15 protein-coding genes and 1 pseudogene are annotated in these 20,841 nt (G+C 72.3%); 10 read left to right on the plus strand and 6 right to left on the minus strand.

Annotated elements, in window-relative coordinates; translation table 11 throughout:
- The 7 genes and pseudogenes from GTW40_RS18630 to GTW40_RS18660 all read left to right on the plus strand — a co-directional run.
- Nucleotides 1-480 (plus strand): annotated as a pseudogene (locus GTW40_RS18630) (prenyltransferase); the annotation flags it as partial.
- Nucleotides 477-1,388 (plus strand): sugar phosphate isomerase/epimerase family protein, encoded by a 912-nt coding sequence (locus GTW40_RS18635; protein WP_161181331.1) that lies wholly within the window; start codon nucleotides 477-479, stop codon nucleotides 1,386-1,388. The pseudogene GTW40_RS18630 and the gene GTW40_RS18635, both read left to right, overlap by 4 nt.
- Nucleotides 1,385-2,083 carry an EboA domain-containing protein gene (locus tag GTW40_RS18640; RefSeq protein ID WP_161181332.1) on the plus strand — a complete coding sequence of 233 codons (699 nt, stop codon included), beginning with the start codon at nucleotides 1,385-1,387 and terminating at the stop codon, nucleotides 2,081-2,083. The genes GTW40_RS18635 and GTW40_RS18640 overlap by 4 nt, the downstream gene beginning before the upstream one ends.
- Nucleotides 2,083-2,985 (plus strand): TatD family hydrolase, encoded by a 903-nt coding sequence (locus GTW40_RS18645; protein WP_161181333.1) that lies wholly within the window; start codon nucleotides 2,083-2,085, stop codon nucleotides 2,983-2,985. Before GTW40_RS18640 ends, GTW40_RS18645 begins: the two co-directional genes overlap by 1 nt.
- A gap of 3 nt (nucleotides 2,986-2,988) precedes the next feature.
- Nucleotides 2,989-4,158: a metabolite traffic protein EboE gene (gene eboE / locus GTW40_RS18650; protein ID WP_161181334.1), complete on the plus strand. Its 1,170-nt coding sequence runs from the start codon at nucleotides 2,989-2,991 to the stop codon at nucleotides 4,156-4,158.
- A 149-nt stretch (nucleotides 4,159-4,307) separates the two neighbouring features.
- Nucleotides 4,308-5,669: a nucleotide pyrophosphatase/phosphodiesterase family protein gene (locus GTW40_RS18655; protein WP_161181345.1), complete on the plus strand. Its 1,362-nt coding sequence runs from the start codon at nucleotides 4,308-4,310 to the stop codon at nucleotides 5,667-5,669.
- Nucleotides 5,670-5,757: 88 nt separating this feature from the next.
- Nucleotides 5,758-6,801 (plus strand): sugar phosphate isomerase/epimerase, encoded by a 1,044-nt coding sequence (locus GTW40_RS18660; RefSeq protein ID WP_161181335.1) that lies wholly within the window; start codon nucleotides 5,758-5,760, stop codon nucleotides 6,799-6,801.
- Nucleotides 6,802-6,947: 146 nt separating this feature from the next.
- Here GTW40_RS18660 and GTW40_RS18665 read toward each other — a convergent pair whose 3' ends face one another.
- Nucleotides 6,948-7,802: a phosphotransferase gene (locus GTW40_RS18665; RefSeq protein WP_343245737.1), complete on the minus strand. Its 855-nt coding sequence runs from the start codon at nucleotides 7,800-7,802 to the stop codon at nucleotides 6,948-6,950.
- A 231-nt stretch (nucleotides 7,803-8,033) separates the two neighbouring features.
- On the opposite strand from GTW40_RS18665, the gene GTW40_RS18670 reads away from it, so the two are divergent.
- Together GTW40_RS18670 and GTW40_RS18675 are read left to right on the plus strand one after the other, a co-directional pair.
- Nucleotides 8,034-10,238, plus strand: a complete 2,205-nt coding sequence (locus tag GTW40_RS18670; RefSeq protein WP_161181337.1) for a DUF262 domain-containing protein — start codon at nucleotides 8,034-8,036, stop codon at nucleotides 10,236-10,238.
- A 53-nt stretch (nucleotides 10,239-10,291) separates the two neighbouring features.
- A complete protein-coding gene (locus GTW40_RS18675; protein WP_161181338.1) occupies nucleotides 10,292-11,665 on the plus strand; it encodes a Fic family protein in 1,374 nt (457 codons plus the stop codon).
- A gap of 17 nt (nucleotides 11,666-11,682) precedes the next feature.
- On the opposite strand, the gene GTW40_RS18680 is transcribed toward GTW40_RS18675, so the two are convergent.
- Genes GTW40_RS18680 through GTW40_RS18700 form a run of 5 tightly spaced genes read right to left on the minus strand, consistent with a single transcriptional unit; the run spans nucleotide 11,683 to nucleotide 19,472 of the window.
- Complete coding sequence (locus GTW40_RS18680) at nucleotides 11,683-13,047, minus strand: nitrate/nitrite transporter (protein ID WP_161181339.1); 1,365 nt, start codon at nucleotides 13,045-13,047, stop codon at nucleotides 11,683-11,685.
- A 35-nt stretch (nucleotides 13,048-13,082) separates the two neighbouring features.
- Complete coding sequence (locus tag GTW40_RS18685; RefSeq protein ID WP_161181340.1) at nucleotides 13,083-13,502, minus strand: nitrite reductase (NAD(P)H) small subunit; 420 nt, start codon at nucleotides 13,500-13,502, stop codon at nucleotides 13,083-13,085.
- Nucleotides 13,499-16,111 (minus strand): nitrite reductase large subunit NirB, encoded by a 2,613-nt coding sequence (nirB, locus tag GTW40_RS18690; RefSeq protein ID WP_161181341.1) that lies wholly within the window; start codon nucleotides 16,109-16,111, stop codon nucleotides 13,499-13,501. Before nirB ends, GTW40_RS18685 begins: the two co-directional genes overlap by 4 nt.
- Nucleotides 16,108-17,328, minus strand: coding sequence for an FAD-dependent oxidoreductase (locus tag GTW40_RS18695; RefSeq protein WP_161181342.1), 1,221 nt, complete (start codon nucleotides 17,326-17,328; stop codon nucleotides 16,108-16,110). Before GTW40_RS18695 ends, nirB begins: the two co-directional genes overlap by 4 nt.
- A gap of 29 nt (nucleotides 17,329-17,357) precedes the next feature.
- Entirely contained in the window at nucleotides 17,358-19,472 is a 2,115-nt protein-coding gene (locus tag GTW40_RS18700) for a molybdopterin oxidoreductase family protein (protein WP_161181343.1), read from the minus strand.
- A 191-nt stretch (nucleotides 19,473-19,663) separates the two neighbouring features.
- Between GTW40_RS18700 and GTW40_RS18705 the strand changes: the two genes are divergently transcribed.
- On the plus strand, nucleotides 19,664-20,841 hold a 1,178-nt coding region (locus GTW40_RS18705), incomplete at its 3' end, for a uroporphyrinogen-III synthase (protein ID WP_161181344.1).

The raw sequence follows: 20,841 nt of genomic DNA on the forward strand, positions 1-20,841 counted from the left end.
GGCGCCGCCGCCACCTCCGGCCGCGTCCGGCCCGCACTTCCCTCCGCCGCCCTGCTCGGCACGCACACGCTCGCGCTCACCGCGGTCTCCCGCCACGAGACGGAGGGCGGAGCCCCACTGGCGCCCTTGACCGCGCTCGCCACCACCGGCGCCCTGACGTGTCTGCTGAGCCGAAGACTCACTCGGGATCAACTGCCTTTGAGAATAGGCACGTTGCGCTCATTCAAGTCGGCCTCCCTCGCGGCGCTGCCCGCCGCCTGCGCCCTCGCCTACGCCGGGACCGCCGCCCGCCCCTACCTCCACGCCACCCTCAACCCCTCACCCCCGCTCACCCAACGCGCCGTCGGCGGCGGCATCCGCGCCACCATCCCCCTCCAAGCCGCACTCTGCGCCCGCTCCTCCGCGCCGTTCAGCGCAGTGATCACTGCGGCACTGGCCCCCCTTGCCGCACGGTTCGCGAAGAAGGTGAGCGTGACATGAGGCCCGTGATCCGGCCGCACACCGGGGGCGAGCGGGCCGCCGCTCCCGCCGCCCTCCGCTTCGGCTACGGCACCAACGGCCTGGCCGACCTCCGCCTCGACGACGCCCTCGCCCTCCTCGCCGACCTCGGCTACGACGGCGTCGGCCTGACTCTCGACCACATGCATCTGGACCCGCTCGCCCCGGACCTCGCCGCCCGCACCCGGCGACTCGCCCACCGTCTGGCCGCGCTCGACCTGGAGGTCACCGTGGAGACCGGGGCCCGCTATGTCCTCGACCCGCGCCGCAAACACGGCCCCTCCCTTCTCGACCCCGACCCCGACGGCCGGGCCCGCCGCGCCGACCTGTTGATCCGCGCCGTTCAGGTCGCCGCCGACCTCGGCGCCCACGCCGTGCACTGCTTCAGCGGCACGCTCCCACCCGGTACGGACGAGGACACGGCCTGGGACCGGCTGACCGAGGCGCTCACCCCGGTCCTGGAAGCCGCCACCTCCGCCGGGATCCCCCTCGCCGTCGAACCCGAGCCCGGTCACCTGCTCGCCACCCTCGCCGACTTCCACCACCTCCGCGACCTCCTTGGGCACCCCGCTCACCTCGGCCTCACGCTCGACATCGGCCACTGCCAGTGCCTCGAACCCCTCTCTCCCGCCGACTGCGTCCGCGCCGCCGCGCCCTGGCTGCGCCACGTCCAGATCGAGGACATGCGGCGCGGTCGGCACGAACACCTGCCTTTCGGGGACGGCGAGATCGACTTCCCCGCCGTCCTCGCGGCCCTCGCCGCCACCTCCTACCGGGGTCTCACCGTGGTGGAACTGCCCCGCCACTCCCACGCCGGCCCCCACTTCGTCGAGATCTCCCTCCCCTTCCTCCGAGCGGCCGTACCCGCCACCGAAGGGAGCAGCGCATGACCACCTCCTCCCACACCACCCCGGGTCCCGACAACGCACCCGTTGAGGCAAGTTCCCCGTCCCCGCTCCACGACTTGCGCACCCACCTCGCACCGTCGGCCCGCGACTGGCTGGACCGCGCCCTGGACGATGCCGCCGACCCGACCGCCGCTCACGGCTCCCTCCCCGTCTGGGAGTTGCGCATCGCCGAGGCCGGTCGGCGATGCGGTCCCGCGTACGCCGACACCGCCCGGGTACTCCTCCTGCACGCGGCCTGTCCCGCCCCCGCCGATCTCACCCGCCTCTACCGCCAGGGCACCGCCGACGAGCGCCGCGCCGTCCTGCTCGCGTTGCCCGACCTCGTACCGGGCCCCGACGCCCTCCCGCTCGTCGAGGACGCGCTGCGCACCAACGACACCCGGCTCCTGGCCGCCGCCGTCGGTCCCTACGCCGCCCGCCATCTGGAGCCGCACCTGTGGCGGCACGCCGTTCTGAAGTGCCTGTTCACCGGCGTACCCGTGGCCCACGTCGCCCAGCTTGCCGCGCGCGCCCGAGGTGACGGTGAACTCGCCCGTATGCTCGCCGACTTCGCCGCCGAGCGCACCGCTGCGGGGCGCCCCGTACCCGAGGACCTGCCCCACGTCCTGGCCCTGACCGAGCCCGGCCCGCCGCCGCACTCCACGGACGACCGCGACCCCCACCGCAAGGAGTCCTGATGCGCCTCTTCGACCCCCACATCCACATGACCTCGCGCACCACCGACGACTACGAGGTCATGCATGCCGCAGGTGTCCGCGCCGTGGTCGAGCCCTCCTTCTGGCTCGGCCAGCCCCGCACCTCGGCCGCCTCCTTCCTCGACTACTTCGACTCCCTCCTCGGCTGGGAGCCCTTCCGCGCCGCCCAGTACGGCATCGCCCACCACTGCACCCTCGCTCTCAACCCCAAGGAGGCCAACGACCCCCGCTGCACCCCCGTCCTCGACGAACTGCCCCGCTATCTCGTCAGGGACCGGGTCGTCGCCGTCGGCGAGATCGGCTACGACTCGATGACCCCCGCCGAGGACGCCGCGCTCGCCACCCAGCTCCAACTCGCCGCCGAGTACGGCCTGCCGGCCCTCGTCCACACCCCCCACCGGGACAAGCTCACCGGCCTGCGCCGCACCCTCGACGCCGTCCGGGAGTCCGCACTCGCCCCCGAACGCGTCCTGGTCGACCACCTCAACGAGACCACCGTCAAGGAGGCCAAGGACAGCGGATGCTGGCTCGGCTTCTCCGTCTATCCCGACACGAAGATGGACGAGGAACGGATGGTCGCGATCCTCCGCGCCTACGGCCCCGAACAGGTCCTGGTCAACTCCGCCGCCGACTGGGGCAGAAGCGCCCCCCTGAAGATCCGCAAGGTGGCCGACCTGATGCTGAAGGAGGGCTTCACCGAGGACGACGTCGACCTCGTCCTGTGGCGCAACCCCGTCGCCTTCTACGGCCTCAGCGGGCGGCTGGACCTGGACGTCGCCGCGACCGAGCCCACCCACGAGGGCAACTCCATCCTGCGCGGCGTCCCCCGAGACACGGCGCCCGCCGCCCCCGCCACCGACGCTGCCCCCGCCGGGGAGGAGTGACCCGTGCGCTTCCGCCACCCCGACGGCTCCCTCATCCACCTCGCCTACTGCACCAACGTCCACCCCGCCGAGACCCTCGACTCCGTCGTCGCCCAACTGCGCGACCACTGCGAACCCGTCCGGCGCCGTCTCGGCCGCGACCGTCTCGGCATCGGCCTCTGGCTCGCCAAGGACGCCGCCCACGCGTTGGAGAACGACCCCTGCGCCGTCGGCGCCCTCCGCGCCGAACTCGACCGGCGCGGCCTGGAAGTCGTCACCCTCAACGGCTTCCCCTACGAGGGTTTCGGCTCCCAGCAGGTCAAGTACCGCGTCTACAAGCCCGACTGGGCCGACCCCGAACGGCTCCGCCACACCACCGCCCTGGCCCGCATCCTCGCCGGACTCCTCCCCGACGACATCCCCGAGGGCAGCATCTCCACCCTGCCGCTCGCCTGGCGCACCGTCGCCGATCCGGCCCGCATGGAAACCGCCCGCGCTGCGCTGCGCATCCTCGGCGAACGCCTCGACGCCCTGGCGGACATGACCGGCCGCTCCATCCGGGTCGGCCTCGAACCGGAGCCCGGCTGTGTCATCGAGACCACCGCCGACGCCCTCACCCCCCTCACCGGCATCGCGCACCCCCGCATCGGCATCTGCGTCGACACCTGCCACCTCGCCACCTCCTTCGAAGATCCGCACACCGCCCTGGACGCGCTCGCCCACGCCGGTGTCCCCGTCGTCAAATCCCAGCTCTCCGCCGCACTCCACGCGGAGCACCCGCACCGCCCGGAGGTCCGCGAGGCCCTCTCCGCCTTCGCCGAGCCCCGTTTCCTGCACCAGACCCGCACGCTCACCGCCACCGGACGACACGGCACCGACGACCTCGGCGAGGCACTCCAGGACGGCTCCCTGCCCGACACCGCGCCGTGGCGCACCCACGTCCACGTCCCCCTGCACGCGGCCCCCGCCGCGCCCCTCACCTCCACCCTTCCCGTCCTCAGTGCCGCCCTGACCCGCCTCGTCGGCGGCTCGCACCCGCTTACCCGCCACCTGGAGGTCGAGACCTACACCTGGCAGGCCCTCCCCGCCACGCTCAGGCCCCGCACCCGCGCCCAGCTCGCCGACGGCATCGCCGCCGAACTCGCCCTCGCCCGCGATCTGCTCACCGACCTCGGCCTGAAGGAGCTGCCGTGACCCACCAACCGGCACCCCCGCCGGGGCCTGACGCCCACCGACCGGCCCCCCCGCCGCTGCCCGAGACCCACCGCCCCGCGACCCCACCAGAACCCGCCCCCCACCGACCGACGGCGCCGCCACAGACCGCGTCCGGCCGACCCACCCCCCTGCTCGTCCTGGACGTCGTCGGCCTCACCCCCCGTCTCCTTCAGCACATGCCCCGCCTCCGCGAACTCGCCGCCCAGGGATCCCGCGCCCACCTCGGCACCGTCCTGCCCGCCGTCACCTGTGCCGCCCAGTCCACCTTCCTGACCGGCGTCATGCCCTCCGAACACGGCATCGTCGGCAACGGCTGGTACTTCCGCGAGCTGGGCGACGTCCTGCTGTGGCGCCAGCACAACGGCCTCGTCTCCGGGGACAAGCTCTGGGACGCCGCCCGTCGTGCCCATCCCGGCTACACCGTGGCCAACATCTGCTGGTGGTACGCCATGGGCGCCGACACCGACATCACCGTCACCCCCCGTCCCGTCTACTACGCCGACGGCCGCAAGGAACCCGACTGCTACACCCGACCCCCCGATCTGCACGACGAACTCACCGCGAAGTTCGGCACGTTCCCTCTCTTCCAGTTCTGGGGGCCCGGCGCCGGCCTCGCCTCCAGTCGCTGGATCATCGACGCGACCCGCCACATCCAGCGCACCCGTCACCCCGACCTGACCCTCTGCTACCTCCCGCACCTCGACTACGACCTCCAGCGCTACGGCCCCGACGACCCGCGCTCCCTCACAGCGGCCGCCGACCTGGACGCCGCGGTCGCACCGCTCCTGGACGACGCCCGCGCCGAAGGCCGTACCGTCGTCGTCCTCTCGGAGTACGGCATCACCCGGGCCGACCGCCCCGTCGACATCAACCGCGCCCTGCGCCGCGCCGGGCTGCTGGAGGTGCACACGCAGGACGGGATGGAATACCTGGACCCGATGGCGTCCCGTGCCTTCGCGGTCGCCGACCACCAGATCGCCCACGTCTACGTGCGCAGCCCCGAGGACCTCGACGCCACCCGGGCAGCCCTTGCCGATCTGCCAGGCATCGCTCAACTCCTGGACGACGAGGGCAAGAAGGCCCACCACCTCGACCACCCGCGCTCCGGCGAACTCGTCGCCGTGGCGGAGCCGGACGCCTGGTTCACGTACTACTACTGGCTCGACGACGCCCGGGCGCCCGACTTCGCGCGGCTGGTGGAGATCCACCGCAAACCCGGCTACGACCCGGTCGAACTCTTCATGGACCCCCTCGACCCCTACGTCAAGGTCAAGGCCGCGGCCGCACTGGCCCGCAAAAAGCTCGGCATGCGCTATCGGATGGCGGTCGTACCCCTCGACCCGTCACCTATTCGGGGCAGCCACGGACGCCTTCCCGCGAGCGACGACGACGGTCCGCTCCTCATCTGCTCCACCCCCCGTGCCGTGGGCGACCGCCTCGCGGCCACCGATGTGAAACCACTCCTGCTCCGACTCGCAGGCCTCACCTGACGATCTGTCACCAGGTCTGTCCTGTGCACCTGGTCCCCAGTGAAGCACTCACCACTGACAACGCCCGCCCACACCCAGGAGTTCCCGCATGAGCCGCATTTCGCACAAGGACCCCGAACTCGCCCACCGTCTCTCCAGAAGGGGCATGCTGGGCGTCGCCGCGGGCGCCACGGCCGCCGCGCTGCTGGGTGCCGCCGCCGGACCCGCCTCGGCGTCCACCACCGCACCGGCGGCGTCCGCCGCACGCCGGGGCCGCCCCGTCCTGCCCCCCGGCCGCCTCGGCATCCAGCTCTACAGCCTGCGCGACAAGGTCGGCACTCTCGGCTTCGCGCCCGTCTTCGCCGAGCTGGAGCAATACGGCTACGACGAGATCGAGTTCGCGGGCTACACCCAGGGCTCGGCCGGCCCCATCACCCTCGCCCGCCTCAAGCGCCTCGCCAAGGACCACGGCCTGACCCCGATCGGCAGCCACGTCGGCTACTACTCCGACGACCCGAACGCCTACACCTTCGCCCAGAACCTCAACCAGGTCCTCGACGACGCCCAGGCCCTCGGCCTCAAGCACATCGGCACCGCGTCCGGCCCCTTCCGCTACGGCTCGACCGTCGACGCCTGGAAGCGCGCCGCCCAGGAGTTCAACGCCTACGGCGCGGCGGCCAAGGCGCGCGGCATGAAGTTCTACCAGCACAACCACTCCGACGAGTTCGCCTTCGCCGCCGACAACCCCAAGGTCCGCCTCTACGACGTCCTGCTCGCCGAGACCGACCCCGACCTCGTGTACCTGGAGATGGACATCTACTGGGCCTACGCCGGGCAGTTCCGCTTCTCGAAGCGCCCCGACGGCACCCCGGCCCCCTTCGAACCCCTCGACTACGTCCTCGCCCACCCGCACCGCTACCCCCTCTTCCACGTCAAGGACGGCGTGAGCGACCCCTCGAACGAGTTCGGCTACCGCATGACGGACGTCGGCGACGGCGACATCGACTACCAGCGCTTCATCTCCGCCGTCACCCGTCTGCGCGGCGGACGCCAGTCCCACCACTGGCAGGCCGAACACGACAACCCGACCGACTCCTTCCGCTTCGCGCGCCGCTCCAGTGAATACCTGCACTCGCTGCGCGAGAAGTGCTGACCGACGCACCTCACCGAAGGACCACCCCGTCGGCAGGCGGGACGGCCACCGGAGCGCTCGGTGTCGCCCGCCTGCCGACGAGAGAATCAAGGTCGATGCGGCCCGGAGGCAGACAGACGGCTGAGGCGGAGCGGTAGTCCTGACCTTTAACCCCAACGTGTCCGCTCACGTGCCCAATCCAGGGCAGCTTCACCCTGAGCACGCTGGAAGCCCCGCACCGTCGGCAGCCCCGGCGGCGGGGGCTGGACGGACTGGCGAAGAAAATAGCCCGCCATGGCGATGAGTACGGTGGTCACGTCCTCGCGGTCGGCGCCGCGAGCGCGGAGATGCTGATCGAGAAGACTCATCGCCTCCGGGGCGCCATGCATGATCACACTCGGGCCCATCGCCACGACGTCGAACCACGAAGCGCCGACCGCGGCCCACGGCCAGTCGACCACCATGACGCGGTCATCGGTCAGCAGGATGTTGTCCGCACGCAGATCACCATGGATCAAGGCACTCCCGGCCGCAGCGGCGCTCCAGACGGCTTCCCGGGCGACCAGGCGTCCGAGATTGCGTCGCGCCCAGGGGTCGAGCCACGCCAGGTCGTCCGACCCCTCCGCGGCAGCCGCGGAAAGCCGACGCCAGCCCTGGAACTTCTCACCGAAACGGGCGGCAACCGTCGGCGCCTCGACCGGCGACGGATCGAGCAGTATGGACAGTTCGGCAGCCGCCGCGAGGACACGGTGGAGCTCGTCCACCTGCCACGGCTGAGCCGGTGCTTCACCGTCCACGTCTTCGAGGACGAGGACGACCCAGCCTTCGATGTCGAAGGCCATGAGCAGCGACGGTACAGGAGCCGTGTCCGGCAATGCCGCTGTGATCCTGGCCTCCGCCCGGTGGAGGTCGGGCGTCTCGGGGTTCGGCTCAGGGCCCACCCCTTTCACGAAGACCCGCCGACCATCGGCCAGGCGCACGCGAGCGGCGACACCGGGCGAGAAGCCGCCGGCCTGGGTCACGGCGTCCTCCACAGGGGAGCCCAGCGCCGACTCGACCCGGCCCCTCACACTGGAGGGAACAGCCCACCAGTCCACGCGCTTGCCTGCGGCTACAGGAGCTCCGGTGGTCTCCGTGCTTGCTCGTCTCGTCATGGCCACATGATCGAGGTGGGGTGATAGGGGAGCAACGAGGTTTCCAGCGCAGAGAAGCACCTCTCGGTTCGAGCTGGTCTTCCGGGCAGGGGTGGGTGCATGGGGGCGGACGAGATCAGGTCTCAGGGCTTCAACCTGAACGAGCTGTTCCGTGATGTGACGTACGAGATCGACTACTACCAGCGTGACTACACCTGGGGCGAGGAAGAAGTCCGAACCCTGCTACGGGACTTGTGCGATTCGTTCCGGAGCTGGTCGGGCAACGTGGCGTTCCGGCGCCGCCCGGACACCGCGCCGGAGTACTTCCTCGGCCCCTTCGTCTATCACGAGCCGGAGAAGAGGCGCCGCTTCCTCGTCGACGGCCAGCAGCGGTTCGTCACCCTGCACCTGCTCTTCCTGCAACTGAGGCTGCGGGCCAAGGAGGTCGAGGACTCTCACACACTCGACCAGCTGAATCGCGTGATCACGCCCGACGGCAAGCACTTCAGCGTCGGCATCACCGATCACGACCCCGTCCTGAGGGCGATCAGTGAGGGCCGTAAGTACGAGACGGGGGCGGGGGATTCGCTCTCCCGCCGCAATCTGTGGGCGCGCAGCCGGCAGATGGAATCCCAGCTCGTGGAGGAGCTGGACGCCGAGGAACTCCACCACTTCACCGAGTGGCTCCTGAAGCGGGTGGTCCTGGTCGGCATCCGTGCGGCAGACCTCAGCCACGGCTACCGCATGTTCGAGACGATGAACGACCGAGGCGCCCGCCTCACCGCCGTCGACCTGCTCAAGAGCCACCTGCTGTCCAACGTCGGCGCGGGCGAGGAGCAACTCAATACGCGATGGCAGGAGATGCTGCGGGAACTGTCCACCGACCGCGACGACCCCCAGGCGGCCTCCCGCTTCATCAAGGCCTACCTCCTCGCCCGCTGCGCCCGCGAGGGCGACGCCGACGACCGCCGCCAGATCACCACCAACCTCAACGTGTGGGTGCGCCACAACGCCACGCACCTCGGTCTGATCACCGAGCGCCCCGACCGCTTCCTCGAGTTCGTCCAGGACCTCCTGGACTCGGCCCGTCTGTACCGGCCCTTCCTCGCCGCCACCCGCACGCTGAAGAAGGACGGCGACCGCCTGGAGACGGTGCTCTTCAACGAACGCAACGGGCTCGGCGCCCAGTCCGTCGCCGTTCTCGCCGCCATCGACCCCGGCGACCAGCCCACCGACGCCAAGGACAAGGGCCGTCTCGTCGCCGGGTACATCGACCGCTGGTACGCCCTGCGCATCCTGCAGGACCTTCCCGTCCAGTCCGCCGACGCCGACTCCCTGGTCCACACCGAACTCGTCCCCCTCCTGCGGAAGTGCCGCACCGTGGACGAGGTCGCCTCCGCACTCGCCGGTCTCGTCGGGGACGAGGGCGGAGCGATACGCGACGCGGTCACGCTGGGGCTGCGGGGCAACAACGGCCCCCAGATCCGCTACCTGTTGGCCCGGGCCACCGCCTACGTCGAAGAGTCCTGCCAACGGTCGTACGACGTGCTCGACTACCTCGACCGGGAGAAGTTCCACATCGAGCATCTGTGGGCCAACCATCACCACCGGGTGCGCCAGGAGATACCCGACAAGGTCGTCTTCCGCAGCCTGCGCAACCAACTTGGCGGGCTGGGACTGTTGTTGGACCGGGAGAACGCCAGCCTCAACGACCTGCCCCTCACCGAGAAGACCGCTTTCTACGCCCGCGACAACATCCTGCTGGGCATCATGGCCCCCAAGTACAACCTCCGGAACCCGGTGCTGCGCGAGTTCATCAAGACCCATCAACTCGACAGGCTCCTCAGACCGTTCGGGGCCCAGGACGCCATGACCTCGGTCATCCAGACGCGCCAGGACCTCTATCTGCGGCTGTTCGAACACATCTGGGAGCCCAGGCGACTTGGCCTGCCTGTCACCACATCGCCTGCCTCGAACGGCACCGCACCAACCGCTCCGGTGCGTAGGCCGCGGCGCGGAACGGCCACGCGTGGGCGCCGCACACAGGTCGCCCAGATGATCCAGGCCCAGGTCCTGAAAGCCGGCACCCGGATCGTTCTCGCGTACCGCTCCGCCGAGCACTGGGCCACCATCGACGAGGACGGAGGCATCATCCTCACGGCGACTGGAGGCACCCCCTACGGCCGCGTCGACGAAGCCGGAGCCGTCGCCCGGGGCACCAAGACCTGCCAGGGCATGAACGAATGGCACGTCGAGGACGAGACAGGCGCGCGCATCAGCCTGCGAACCGTGCGCGACCGAGCCGTGGTCGCCGGGCTGTTGTAGTGCTGAAGAAACTCGGTTGAACGGCCATTGTGTGGCCGTGACAGGCTTGCGCGGTGAATATCGATCTGTCACCCCGTTCTCTGGCCTGGGCCGATGCGGATCCCACCCGGCATCCGTTCGACAGCGCGTCGGCGGCGCGGGTGGTGCGCTCGCTCGGACCCGCGGGGCGGGTGCCCAGCCGCCCCGACGTCTCCTCCGGGGCAGCCGAGATGGGGGCCTGGGCCTGGGACGAGGGTCGGCCGTGGGCCGACGCCGTGTCGCACGCGCTCGTCGAACAGTACGGCCGCTGGACCATGGGCTGGCGTTGGGGGCACGACGAAGGGGATTTCGACGGAGGCCCGGTCGGGAACTGGTGCTGTCCCCAGCACTCGATCACCACGCCGGAGGAGACGCTCCACCGTGTCGTCGCGGCACTGTGCGAGTGGCGGGAGTGGCTGGAGAGTCTCGCGAGGTGGTTCGACGCGCACCCGTTGGACCTGGCCGACGTCGACGAGCAGCGGATTCTGTGGGAGCGGGGCGCGCGCAACCTGATCCTGCAGGTGACCGACCGCACCGGTTGTGGGAGCGGCTGGTACGGACACTGCCACCAGGTGCTCCACTGGTTCCTCAGCCGCTGGGGAGTCGCGCCCGAGCGTGCGGGGGAGCTGGTCGACGAGGCGATCGGCGGCCGGTTCGAGAGCTGGACCGGCCCCGACCCGGTGCTGGTGGAGGACGTCGCGGAGCGACTCGCGCTGTCGCTGCGGCCGGACCACGCCGTGCGGCCTGCCACCGGGCCCGCACCGGACCACCTCGAGCAGTGGCTCACCGTACGCCGGACCGTGCCGTGGCACGAGGCTCCCGACGGTGGCGGGAACGGACCGGTGACCCCCTCGCGCGACGGCGCGGCGGAAGACATCCGCCGCTTCGACGCGGCCCTGGACCCCGCCCGCGCACAGGGCCTGCTCGCCGCCCTGGACCTGCTGCGGGCCGACGCGTCGCGCGGTGCCTCACTCGACTTCGAACTGCTCCGGAACTGGCAGCAACACGTCCTGGGAACACCGCGGTTGCCGCAGTTCCGCGAACTTCCGGCCTTCGCCAAACAAGGCCGGGAACGGTACGGGATCGGCCCGGACACCCGCGCCCGCCTCGATGCCTGCCTGGCCGAGAGCGCCCCGGACGCGACGCGGCCCCTTCCCCTCACCGCCCGGGCCGCACGCGCCTACCTCGACGTCTGCTTCTTCCATCCCTTCGGCGACGGCAACGCCCGGTCCGCCTTCCTCACCCTCGTGTTCGTCCTCGCCCGCGAAGGCGTCGCGCTCGACGGGGTCGGGCTGTTGCGCCGCGTCACCTTCCGGGCCGACGCACCCGAGGACGCGCTGATCTTCGCCCGGTACATCGGTACTCACCTAGCGGAGACCAGGCGCAACGCTGCCGCTTCCGACGTGTAAGCGGGTGGGTGCGGGCATCAGGCGGACCGGCGCGGGCGCACGTACGCCGTCCATGTGACGCCCGCGCAGACGGCGTACGCCGCGAGGAAGGCGACGTACGCGGCGTCGCCGTTGCCCACGGACAGGAACGACTGGCGGAAGGCGATGTTGACCAGGACGCCACCGAAGGCCCCGACCGCGCCCGCGAAGCCGATGAGGGCCGACGTGCGGGCCTCCGAGTCCTGGCCGGGCGGTGCGGCGGCGTGGCACAGGGTCGGGATCATCTTGTACGTCGAGCCGTTGCCCAGGCCGCTGAGGACGAACAGGGCGGTGAACGCCGTCACGAACAGCGGCAGGGAGTGGGCCCGGGAGGCGCCCAGTGCCAGCAGGGCGCCGCCCGCCATCGCGGCGAAGGTCGCCAGAGTCACCCGGGCCCCGCCGAAGCGGTCGGCGAGCCGTCCGCCGACCGGCCGCACGAGGGAGCCGAGCAGCGGGCCGAGGAAGGTCAGGTACGCGGCGCTCAGCGGGGTGGTGAACGTGTCGGCGAACTGCACCTGGAGCACCTGCCCGAAGGCGAACGAGAAACCGATGAACGAGCCGAACGTGCCGATGTAGAGCAGGGATACGAGCCAGGTGTGCCGCCACGCGAGCAGCGTGCGCAGCTGGCCGGGGGGCCGGGGCAGGCGCAGGTCGTCCATCCGGAGGGCGGCGCACACCGCGGCGGCGACGATGAGCGGCACGTAGAGCAGCACCAGTACCCGGGGGTGACCGGCTCCGACGGTGGCGAGGACCGCGAGCCCGGCGAGCTGCACGGCCGGGACGCCGAGGTTGCCGCCGCCCGCGTTGACGCCGAGGGCCCAGCCCTTGAGGCGCTGCGGGTACAGCGCGTTGACATTCGCCATGGAGGAGGCGAAGTTGCCGCCGCCGACCCCCGCGAGGCAGGCCGTGAGCAGCAGAGTGCCGTACGGGGTACCGGGCTCCAGCACGAAGGCCGTCGTCACGGCGGGGATCAGCAGGAGCAGTGCGCTGACCACCGTCCAGGTGCGGCCGCCGAAGACGGCTACGGCGCGGGCGTACGGGACGCGCAGGAAGGCACCGAGTGCGGTGGGCAGGGCGGTCAGCAGGAACTTGCCTGCCGGGTCGATGCCGTACTCGGGGCCGAGGAAGAGGACGAGGACCGACCACAGGCTCCAGACGGAGAAGCCGACATGCTCGGCGAGGACGGACCACAGCAGGTTGCGGCGGGCCGTGCGGGCGCCCCCTGCTTCCCAGAAGACGGGGTCCTCGGGGCGCCAGTCGGTGAGTTCGCGGCGGGGGCCGGGGAGCAGGCGGGGGAGGGCGGCCGGTGCGTCGACCGTGAGCGGCTGCGGTGAGCCGGTGGGGTGGGTGCTGGTCGTGGGCATGGGGAACTGCCTTCTGTAGAAGGGGAGATGGCGGCTCAGGTTCCGGCCGCAGTGGTGCGCACCCGCCAGACGGGCAGCCGGGCAGGTGTCCCGTCGGGCGCGGTGGGCTCGTCGAGACAGCTGCCGGTGTTCAGGTCGAAGACCTGCTTGTACATGGGCGACGCGACGACCGGCGTGGCGCCCCGACTGCCCATCAGGCCACGGGACATGACCTGCGCGCCGCTGAACGGGTCGCGGTTGCCGACCGCGTGGACGTGGCCGGTCCGGTCGCGGAAGAGGGCGATTTGCTCGCCGCCGAGGAGTACGGCCACGCCGCGGCCCGGGACGAGGTCGGCGTACGGCAGCACGGGGACCCATCGGGTGCCGTCGTGGACCTCGACGACGGTGCTGTTGTGCCCGAGGGCCGGGGCGAGTTGGGTGGCCGTGACGGCCGGGGGAGCGGCGGCGACGGTCATCGGCCTGCCTCCTGAACGGGTCGGGTGGTCGGCGCGGCGGTGAGGACGAGGTCCCGCGCGGCCGCCGGGCTTTGCAGCAGACGCCCGTGCTCGCCCGACCGTGCGGGACGGATCTGCCCGCGCTCGGTCACGAAGGTGACGGTGGGGTCGGGCAGGTCCGGCGCGTTGGCGAAGGAGGTGAAGCGGCGCAGTCGGTCGGGGTCCACCAGGACGGCGGCCCACTCGTCGGTGTAGCCCGCTACATGACGGGTCATCAGGTCATCCAGGTCGGCCGCGATGCCCAGCGAGTCGTCCATGACGACGGCGCGCAGATGATCCAGGCCGCCCTCCAGCCGTTCCAGCCAGGGCGCCGTGCGCTCCAGCCGGTCGGCGGTGCGGATGTAGAACATCAGGAACCGGTCGATGGTGCGGATCAGCGTCGCCTTGTCCAGGTCGGATGCGAGCAGGTCCGCGTGGCGCGGGGTGGTGCCGCCGTTGCCGCCGACGTAGAGGTTCCAGCCGGTGGACGTGGCGATGATCCCGAAGTCCTTGGACTGCGCCTCCGCGCACTCGCGGGCGCAGCCGGAGACGGCGGACTTCAGCTTGTGCGGGGCGCGCAACCCCCGGTATCGCAGCTCCAGTTCGATGGCGAGCGCGGTGGAGTCCTGTACGCCGTACCGGCACCAGGTCTGCCCCACACAGGACTTCACGGTGCGCAGCGCCTTGCCGTAGGCGTGCCCGGACTCGAAACCGGCGTCGACCAAGCGGCGCCATACGGCGGGGAGTTGATCGACGCGGGCCCCGAAGAGGTCGATGCGCTGACCGCCGGTGATCTTGGTGTAGAGGCCGAAGTCGCGGGCCACCTCCCCGATGACGATGAGCTGCTCCGGGGTGATCTCGCCGCCCGGCACGCGCGGAACGACCGAATAGGAGCCGTTGCGCTGGATGTTGGCGAGATGGTGGTCGTTGGTGTCCTGGAGCGCGGCCTGTTCGCCGTCCAGGACATGGCCGTTGCCCAGGCTCGCCAGGATCGAGGCGACGACTGGCTTGCAGACCTCGCAGCCCTCGCCGCTGCCGTGACCGTCGAGGAGCGTGGTGAAGTCGGTGATGCCCCGGACGCGGACGATCTCGTACAGCTCGGCGCGGGTGTGGGCGAAGTGCTCGCACAGATCGCGGGACACCTCGGCGCCGGACGCGGCCAGCTCGTCCCGGACCACGGTGGTGAGGGCCTTCAGGCAACTGCCGCATCCCGTACCGGCCTTGGTGCACTTCTTGACCCCGGCGACATCGGTGAGCCCCTGCTCGCGTACGGCGGCACGGACGGCGCCCCCGGTGACGTGGTGGCAGGAGCAGAGCACCGCGTCGTCGGGCAACTCCGGTGTGGCCCCGCCACCCTCCATGGGCGGCAGCACCAACTGCTCCGGCGGTACGGTCAGCGGCTTCCCCGCGAGCGCGAGGGGCCGCAGCAGGCCGTACGCCTCGGTGTCGCCCACCAGCACCCCACCGAGGAGAGCGCCGTCGGTGCCGATGACGAGCTTCTTGTAGACCCCGGAGCGGCTGTCGGTGAAGGTGACGTCCAGCGCGCCGTCGGCGGTGCCGTGCGGGTCGCCGAAACTGGCCACGTCCACGCCGAGGAGCTTGAGCTTGGTGGAGAGGTCGGTGCCGGTGAACGCCCCGTCCCCCGAGCACAATTGACGTGCGGCGGTCTCCGCCATCGCATAGCCGGGAGCCACCAGGCCGTACACCCGGCCGTCGACCGCCTGGGCGCACTCGCCGATGGCCCACACGTGCGGGTCGGCGGTACGGCAGGAGGCGTCGACCGTGATGCCGCCGCGCTCGCCCACCGGCAGGCCGCAGTCACGGGCCAGTTGATCGCGTGCGCGGACTCCGGCCGAGAACACCACGAGATCGGCGGGGAGTTCCGTGCCGTCCGACAGCCGCGCCGCCCGGACACGTCCATCGGTGCCCGCGTCGACGGCGGACGTGCCCGCGCCGGTGTGCACGCGCACACCCAACTCCTCGATCTTGCGCCGCAGCACCGCGCCGCCGCCCTCGTCGACCTGGAGGGCCATCAGCCGAGGGGCGAACTCCACCACGTGCGTGTCCAGTCCGAGGGCGCGCAGGGCACCGGCCGCCTCCAGACCGAGCAGTCCGCCGCCGACGACGATCCCGGTACGGGCGCGCGCCGCGTCCTCGCGGATGGCGCGGACGTCTTCGAGCGTGCGGTACACATGGCAGCCGGGGAGATCGTGGCCCGGCACCGGTGGCACGAAGGGGTACGAGCCGGTGGCCAGCATCAGCGCGTCGTAGCGCAGGACGCGGCCGGAGGCAGTGGTGACGGTGCGGGCGGCGCGGTCGACGGCGGTCGCTGGGTCGCCGAGGTGCAGGGTGATGCCGTGCCGCACCATGAACCCGTCGGGTACCAGGCCCAGTTCCTCGGCGCTGGTACCGGAGAACCAGCTCGTCAGGTGGACGCGGTCGTAGGCGGGCCGGGGCTCCTCGGCGAGGACGGTGACATGCCAGGCGTCGCCGCCGGGCTGCTCGTACAGCGCCTCCAGGAAGCGCTGGCCGACCATGCCGTGGCCGACGAGCACCAGCTCCTTCGGGGGCCGGGCGGTGGGGTCGGTCATGTGCGGGACTCCTCGATGGCTCGGGCGGACGGGACGCGTGGCGGGGCGGTGAGCAGGGACAGCGGGTCCGGCCCGACGGGCCGGCCGGAGAGATAGGCGCGGGTGAGGGTGCCCGCGGTGGCGAGGTCGCCGACGAGGACCGCGCCGACGATCCGGTCGCCGCGCAGCACGAGCTTCTTGTAGGCGCCCCGGGTGGCATCCCCGATGCGCAGCACGTCGGCACCCGCCTCGTCGGCGTCGCCGCACGCGCCGAACGCGGCGTACTCCACGGGGCCCGCGGTGAGACGGCTCATCGGCCGGGAGCCGGTGTAGCGGGCCCCGGGATCGGCGCCGGAGAGGCGGGCGGCGAGCACGTCGGCCTGCTCCCAGGCGGTCGTGGCCAGGGCGTACGGCGTGGTGTGGTGTTCGGCGCAGTCCCCGACGGCGTAGGTGTGCGGGGCGCAGGCGAGGGTGTCGCCGATGAGGACGCCGCGCCGTACGGGCAGTCCGGCGGCGCGCGCGAGCCCGGTACGGGGACGCACCCCGCAGGCCAGGACCACGAGGTCGGCGTCGAGACGGCGGCCGCTCTCCAGGGTGACCCCGGGGCCGCCGTCCAGGGACAGGGCGCGTTCGCCGGAGTGGACGGTGACGCCGAGACGGGCCAGTGCGATGCGCAGGGCGGCGCCCGCCCGGCTGTCCAGGCGGCGTTCGACCAGGTGAGGGCCCTGGTGGACGAGCTCCACCAGCAGGCCGCGAGCCGCGAGGGCGTGGGCGACACCGACGCCGAGTACCCCGCCGCCGATCACCACGGCCCGCTTGGCGGTGGCGGCGTCACGGGCGAGGCGGGCGCAGTCGGCGAGGGAGCGCAGGACGTGCACGCTGCCCGCCGCGTCGGCGAGGCCGTCCAACGGCGGCCGTACGGGCTCGGCGCCGGTGGCGAGGACCAGGTCGTCGTAGGTCTCGCGGCTGCCGTCGGCGAGAGTGAGGGTACGGCCCCGGACGTCGACGGCGACCACCTCGGTCGCGGTACGCACCCGTGCGCCCCCGATGGGCAGCGCGAGGGAGTCGATACGATGGCGCCCGGCGAGGGCATCGGCCAACAGGGCGCGGTTGTAGGGAACTTCGGGTTCGGCGCCGTAGAGGACGGTCTCCGTGGGTCCGGCATGGGCGTGGAGTTGCTGGGCGAGGCGTGCGGCGGCCATTCCGGCGCCGACGACGGCGATACGGCGGGCGTTCACGCGGCGACCGGGACCGGTGCGGCGGGCGTTCACGCGGTGACCGCGACCGGTGCGGCGGGTGCGATGGATGCGGACACCCGGGGGAGTACCGCCTTCTCGACCCGCACCGCGCACACCTTGAACTCCGGCATCCGGGAAACCGGGTCCAGCGCCGGGTTGGTGAGCAGGTTGGCGCGTCCCTCGCCGGGCCAGTGGAACGGCATGAACACCGTGTCCGGCCGGATCGCGGAGGTGACACGGGCCGGGGCGGTGACGGTGCCCCGGCGGCTGGTCACGGTGAGCAGGTCCCCGTCGCGGACACCGAGCCCGGCCACGAGATCGGGGTGCAGCTCGACGTACGGTCCGGGCGCGGCGACGGTGAGTTCCGGCACCCGGCGCGTCTGCGCCCCGCTCTGGTAGTGGCTGACGACGCGCCCGGTGGTCAGGTACAGCGGATACGCGTCGTCGGGTTCCTCGGCGGCGGGCCGGTGGGAGGGCGCGGTGAAGCGGGCCCGGCCGTCGGGGTGGGCGAAGCGGTCGAGGAACAGGCGCGGGGTGCCGGGGTGGCCGGGCGCGGGGCAGGGCCAGAAGACACCGTCCTCGGCCGCGATACGGTCGTAGGAGATGCCGGAGTAGTCGGCGGGCGCCCCGGCGGTGGCCCGGCGCAGTTCGGTGAAGACCTCCTCGGGAGCGTCGGGGAACCCCGTTGCGTGGCCGAGGCGTTGGGCCAGCCCGCGCAGTACGGCCAGGTCGCTGCGGACGCCGGGCGGCGGGGCGACGGCGGCCCGGCGCAGCAGGACGCGGCCCTCCAGGTTGGTGAGGGTGCCGGTCTCCTCGGCCCACTGGGTCACCGGCAGGACCACGTCGGCCAGCAACGCCGTCTCCGACAACACGACGTCGCACACCGCGAGATGGTCCAGCGCGGCCAGCCTCCGCGTGATGCGGGCGGCGTCCGGAGCGGAGACGACCGGGTTGGACCCCATCACGAGCAGCGCGCGGGCCCCGCCGGGCCGGCCGAGGGAGTCCAGCAACTCGTACGCCGACGGCCCCGAGTGCGGCAGGGCGTCGGGGTCCACGCCCCAGACGGCGGCGACGTGCGCCCGCGCCTCGGGGTCCTCCAGGGAGCGGTAGCCGGGCAACTGGTCCGATTTCTGGCCGTGTTCACGGCCGCCCTGGCCGTTGCCCTGCCCGGTGAGGCATCCGTAGCCGCTCAGCGGCCTTCCGGCCCGGCCGGTGGCCAGGCACAGGTCGATCCAGGCACCGACGGTCGCGGTGCCCTTGCTCTGCTGCTCGGGCCCGCGCGCGGTGAGCACCATGGAGTGCGGGGTGCGCGTGAACAAGGCGATGGCTTCGCGCAGTTGGGGGACCGGGACGCCGGTCAGCGCCTCCACGCGCTCGGGCCAGTGGGCCATCGCGGCGGCGCGGGCGTCGGCCCACCCGTCGGTGCGGGCGGCGATGAACTCCTCGTCCAAGTACCCCTCGGCGATGGCGAGATGAAGCAGGCCGAGGGCCAGGGCCAGATCGGTTCCGGGGAGGGGCTGGAGGTGGAGGTCGGCCAGTTCGGCGGTACGGGTACGGCGCGGGTCGACGACCACCAAAGTGCCGCCGTTCTCCCGCAGTTCGCGCAGGTAGCGCACGGCGGGCGGCATCGTCTCGGCCGGGTTGGCGCCGACCAGGATCACGCAGCCGGTGCGGGCCACGTCCGCGAGCGGGAAGGGCAGCCCCCGGTCCAGACCGAAGGCGGCGCGCGAGGCGGCGGCAGCGGAGGACATGCAGAAGCGGCCGTTGTAGTCGATCGAGCGAGTGCGCAGCGCGACCCGGGCGAACTTGCCCAGCAGATAAGCCTTTTCATTGGTGAGACCGCCACCGCCGAACACCCCTGCCGCATCCGGACCATGGACGTCGGCGGTGACGGCCATCGCCGACGCGACCCGGTCCAGCGCCTCCTCCCAGGACGCCTCGCGCAGCCCGTCCGCGTCGCGCACCAGAGGAGCGGTCAGTCGTACGCCGGGCGCCAGCAGCGCGGCCGAGGTCTGACCCTTCCCGCACAACGCGCCCCGGTTCAACGGGAATTCGTCGCGCCCGGTGACCTCGGGCACCCCTTCGGTGGTGCGCAGGCGCATGCCGCACTGGAGGGAGCAGTACGGGCAGTGAGTGTCGGTCATGGCAACGAGGCTGACCCGCCGCCGTTTCACGCGGCGCTCGGCCGCGTTGCCCGCGCGGTACGGGACGCGCACACCCCTGACGGAGCGATGTGCGGGGGAGGACATCTTCCGTAACGCGCGATCCCGTTGCGGTAACCGCGACGTGACCGGCGGGCAACGGCTCCGACATCGCGCCCCCGGAGCCTCGGTGCATGAAGGCCGGTACCAGGGAGACGGCCGCCGCGCTCACCGGATTCACGGTGGGCGTCACGGCGGCACGCAGGCGTGAAGAGCTGACGGCACTGCTGCGGCGGCGCGGGGCGCGGGTGACGGAGGCGCCCGCGCTGCGCATCGTGCCGCTGGAGGACGACGCGGCGCTCCGCGCGGCCACCGAGCGGTGTCTGGCGGCCCCGCTGGACTACGTGGTCGCGACCACCGGCGTCGGCTGGCGCGGCTGGATGAGCGCCGCCGAGGGCTGGGGGTACGGCGCCGCGCTCACCGCCGCCTGCCGGGAGGCCGCCGTGCTCTCGCGCGGCCCGAAGGCGACCGGCGCGGTCCGGGCCTGCGGGACGACGGAGACCTATTCCCCCGCCTCGGAAGCGGTCGACGAACTGCGTACCTGGCTGCTCGCCCGGGACCTGACCGGCCGCCGGATCGCGGTGCAGGAACACGGCGCCCCCCTCCCGGGCCTCGCGGCGGCACTGCGGGAACGGGGCGCGGAGGTGGTGGAAGTACCGGTGTACCGGTGGGCGCCACCCCACGACCCCGAGCCCGTACGACGGCTCGCGGAGGCCACCGCGCGCGGCGACGTGCACGCGCTCCTCTTCACCTCCGCACCGGCCATCACCTCCTTCCTGGAGTACGCGGAGGAGGCGGGCCGGTACGACGCGGTGGTGGAACGCCTGCGAGGAGACGTACTCGCCCTGTGCGTCGGCCCGGTGTGCGCCCGGCCGCTCCTGGAAGTGGGCGCGGAACCGGTGTGGCCCGAGCGTGGCCGACTGGGCGCCATGGTCCACCTGCTCACCGCCGCGCTGCCCACCCGCGACCGGCACCTGATCCCGGCCGGCGACCGGACACTCGTCCTCCAGGGCAACGCGCTGCTCCTGGACGACGACGACGGCGACGGCACGACGGAGGCGGTGTGGCTCACGCCCGGATCGGCACGGGTCCTGCGGGCGCTGGCCGAGCGACCCGGCTGGGTGGTCGGCCGCCGCGAACTCCTGCGCCGGGTCTGGCCGGGCCAGGGGGCGGACGAGCACGCGGTGGAGGCGGCGGTGACACGGCTGCGGGCCGCTCTGGGGCCCTACGCCGGGTTGGTCCGCACGGTCCCCAAACGCGGATACCGCCTGGCGACGGAGCCCGCCGCCCGCCCGACCGGGGGTACGCGGTG

The organism is Streptomyces sp. SID4985, from assembly GCF_009863025.1.
Classification (GTDB): Bacteria; Actinomycetota; Actinomycetes; order Streptomycetales; family Streptomycetaceae; genus Streptomyces.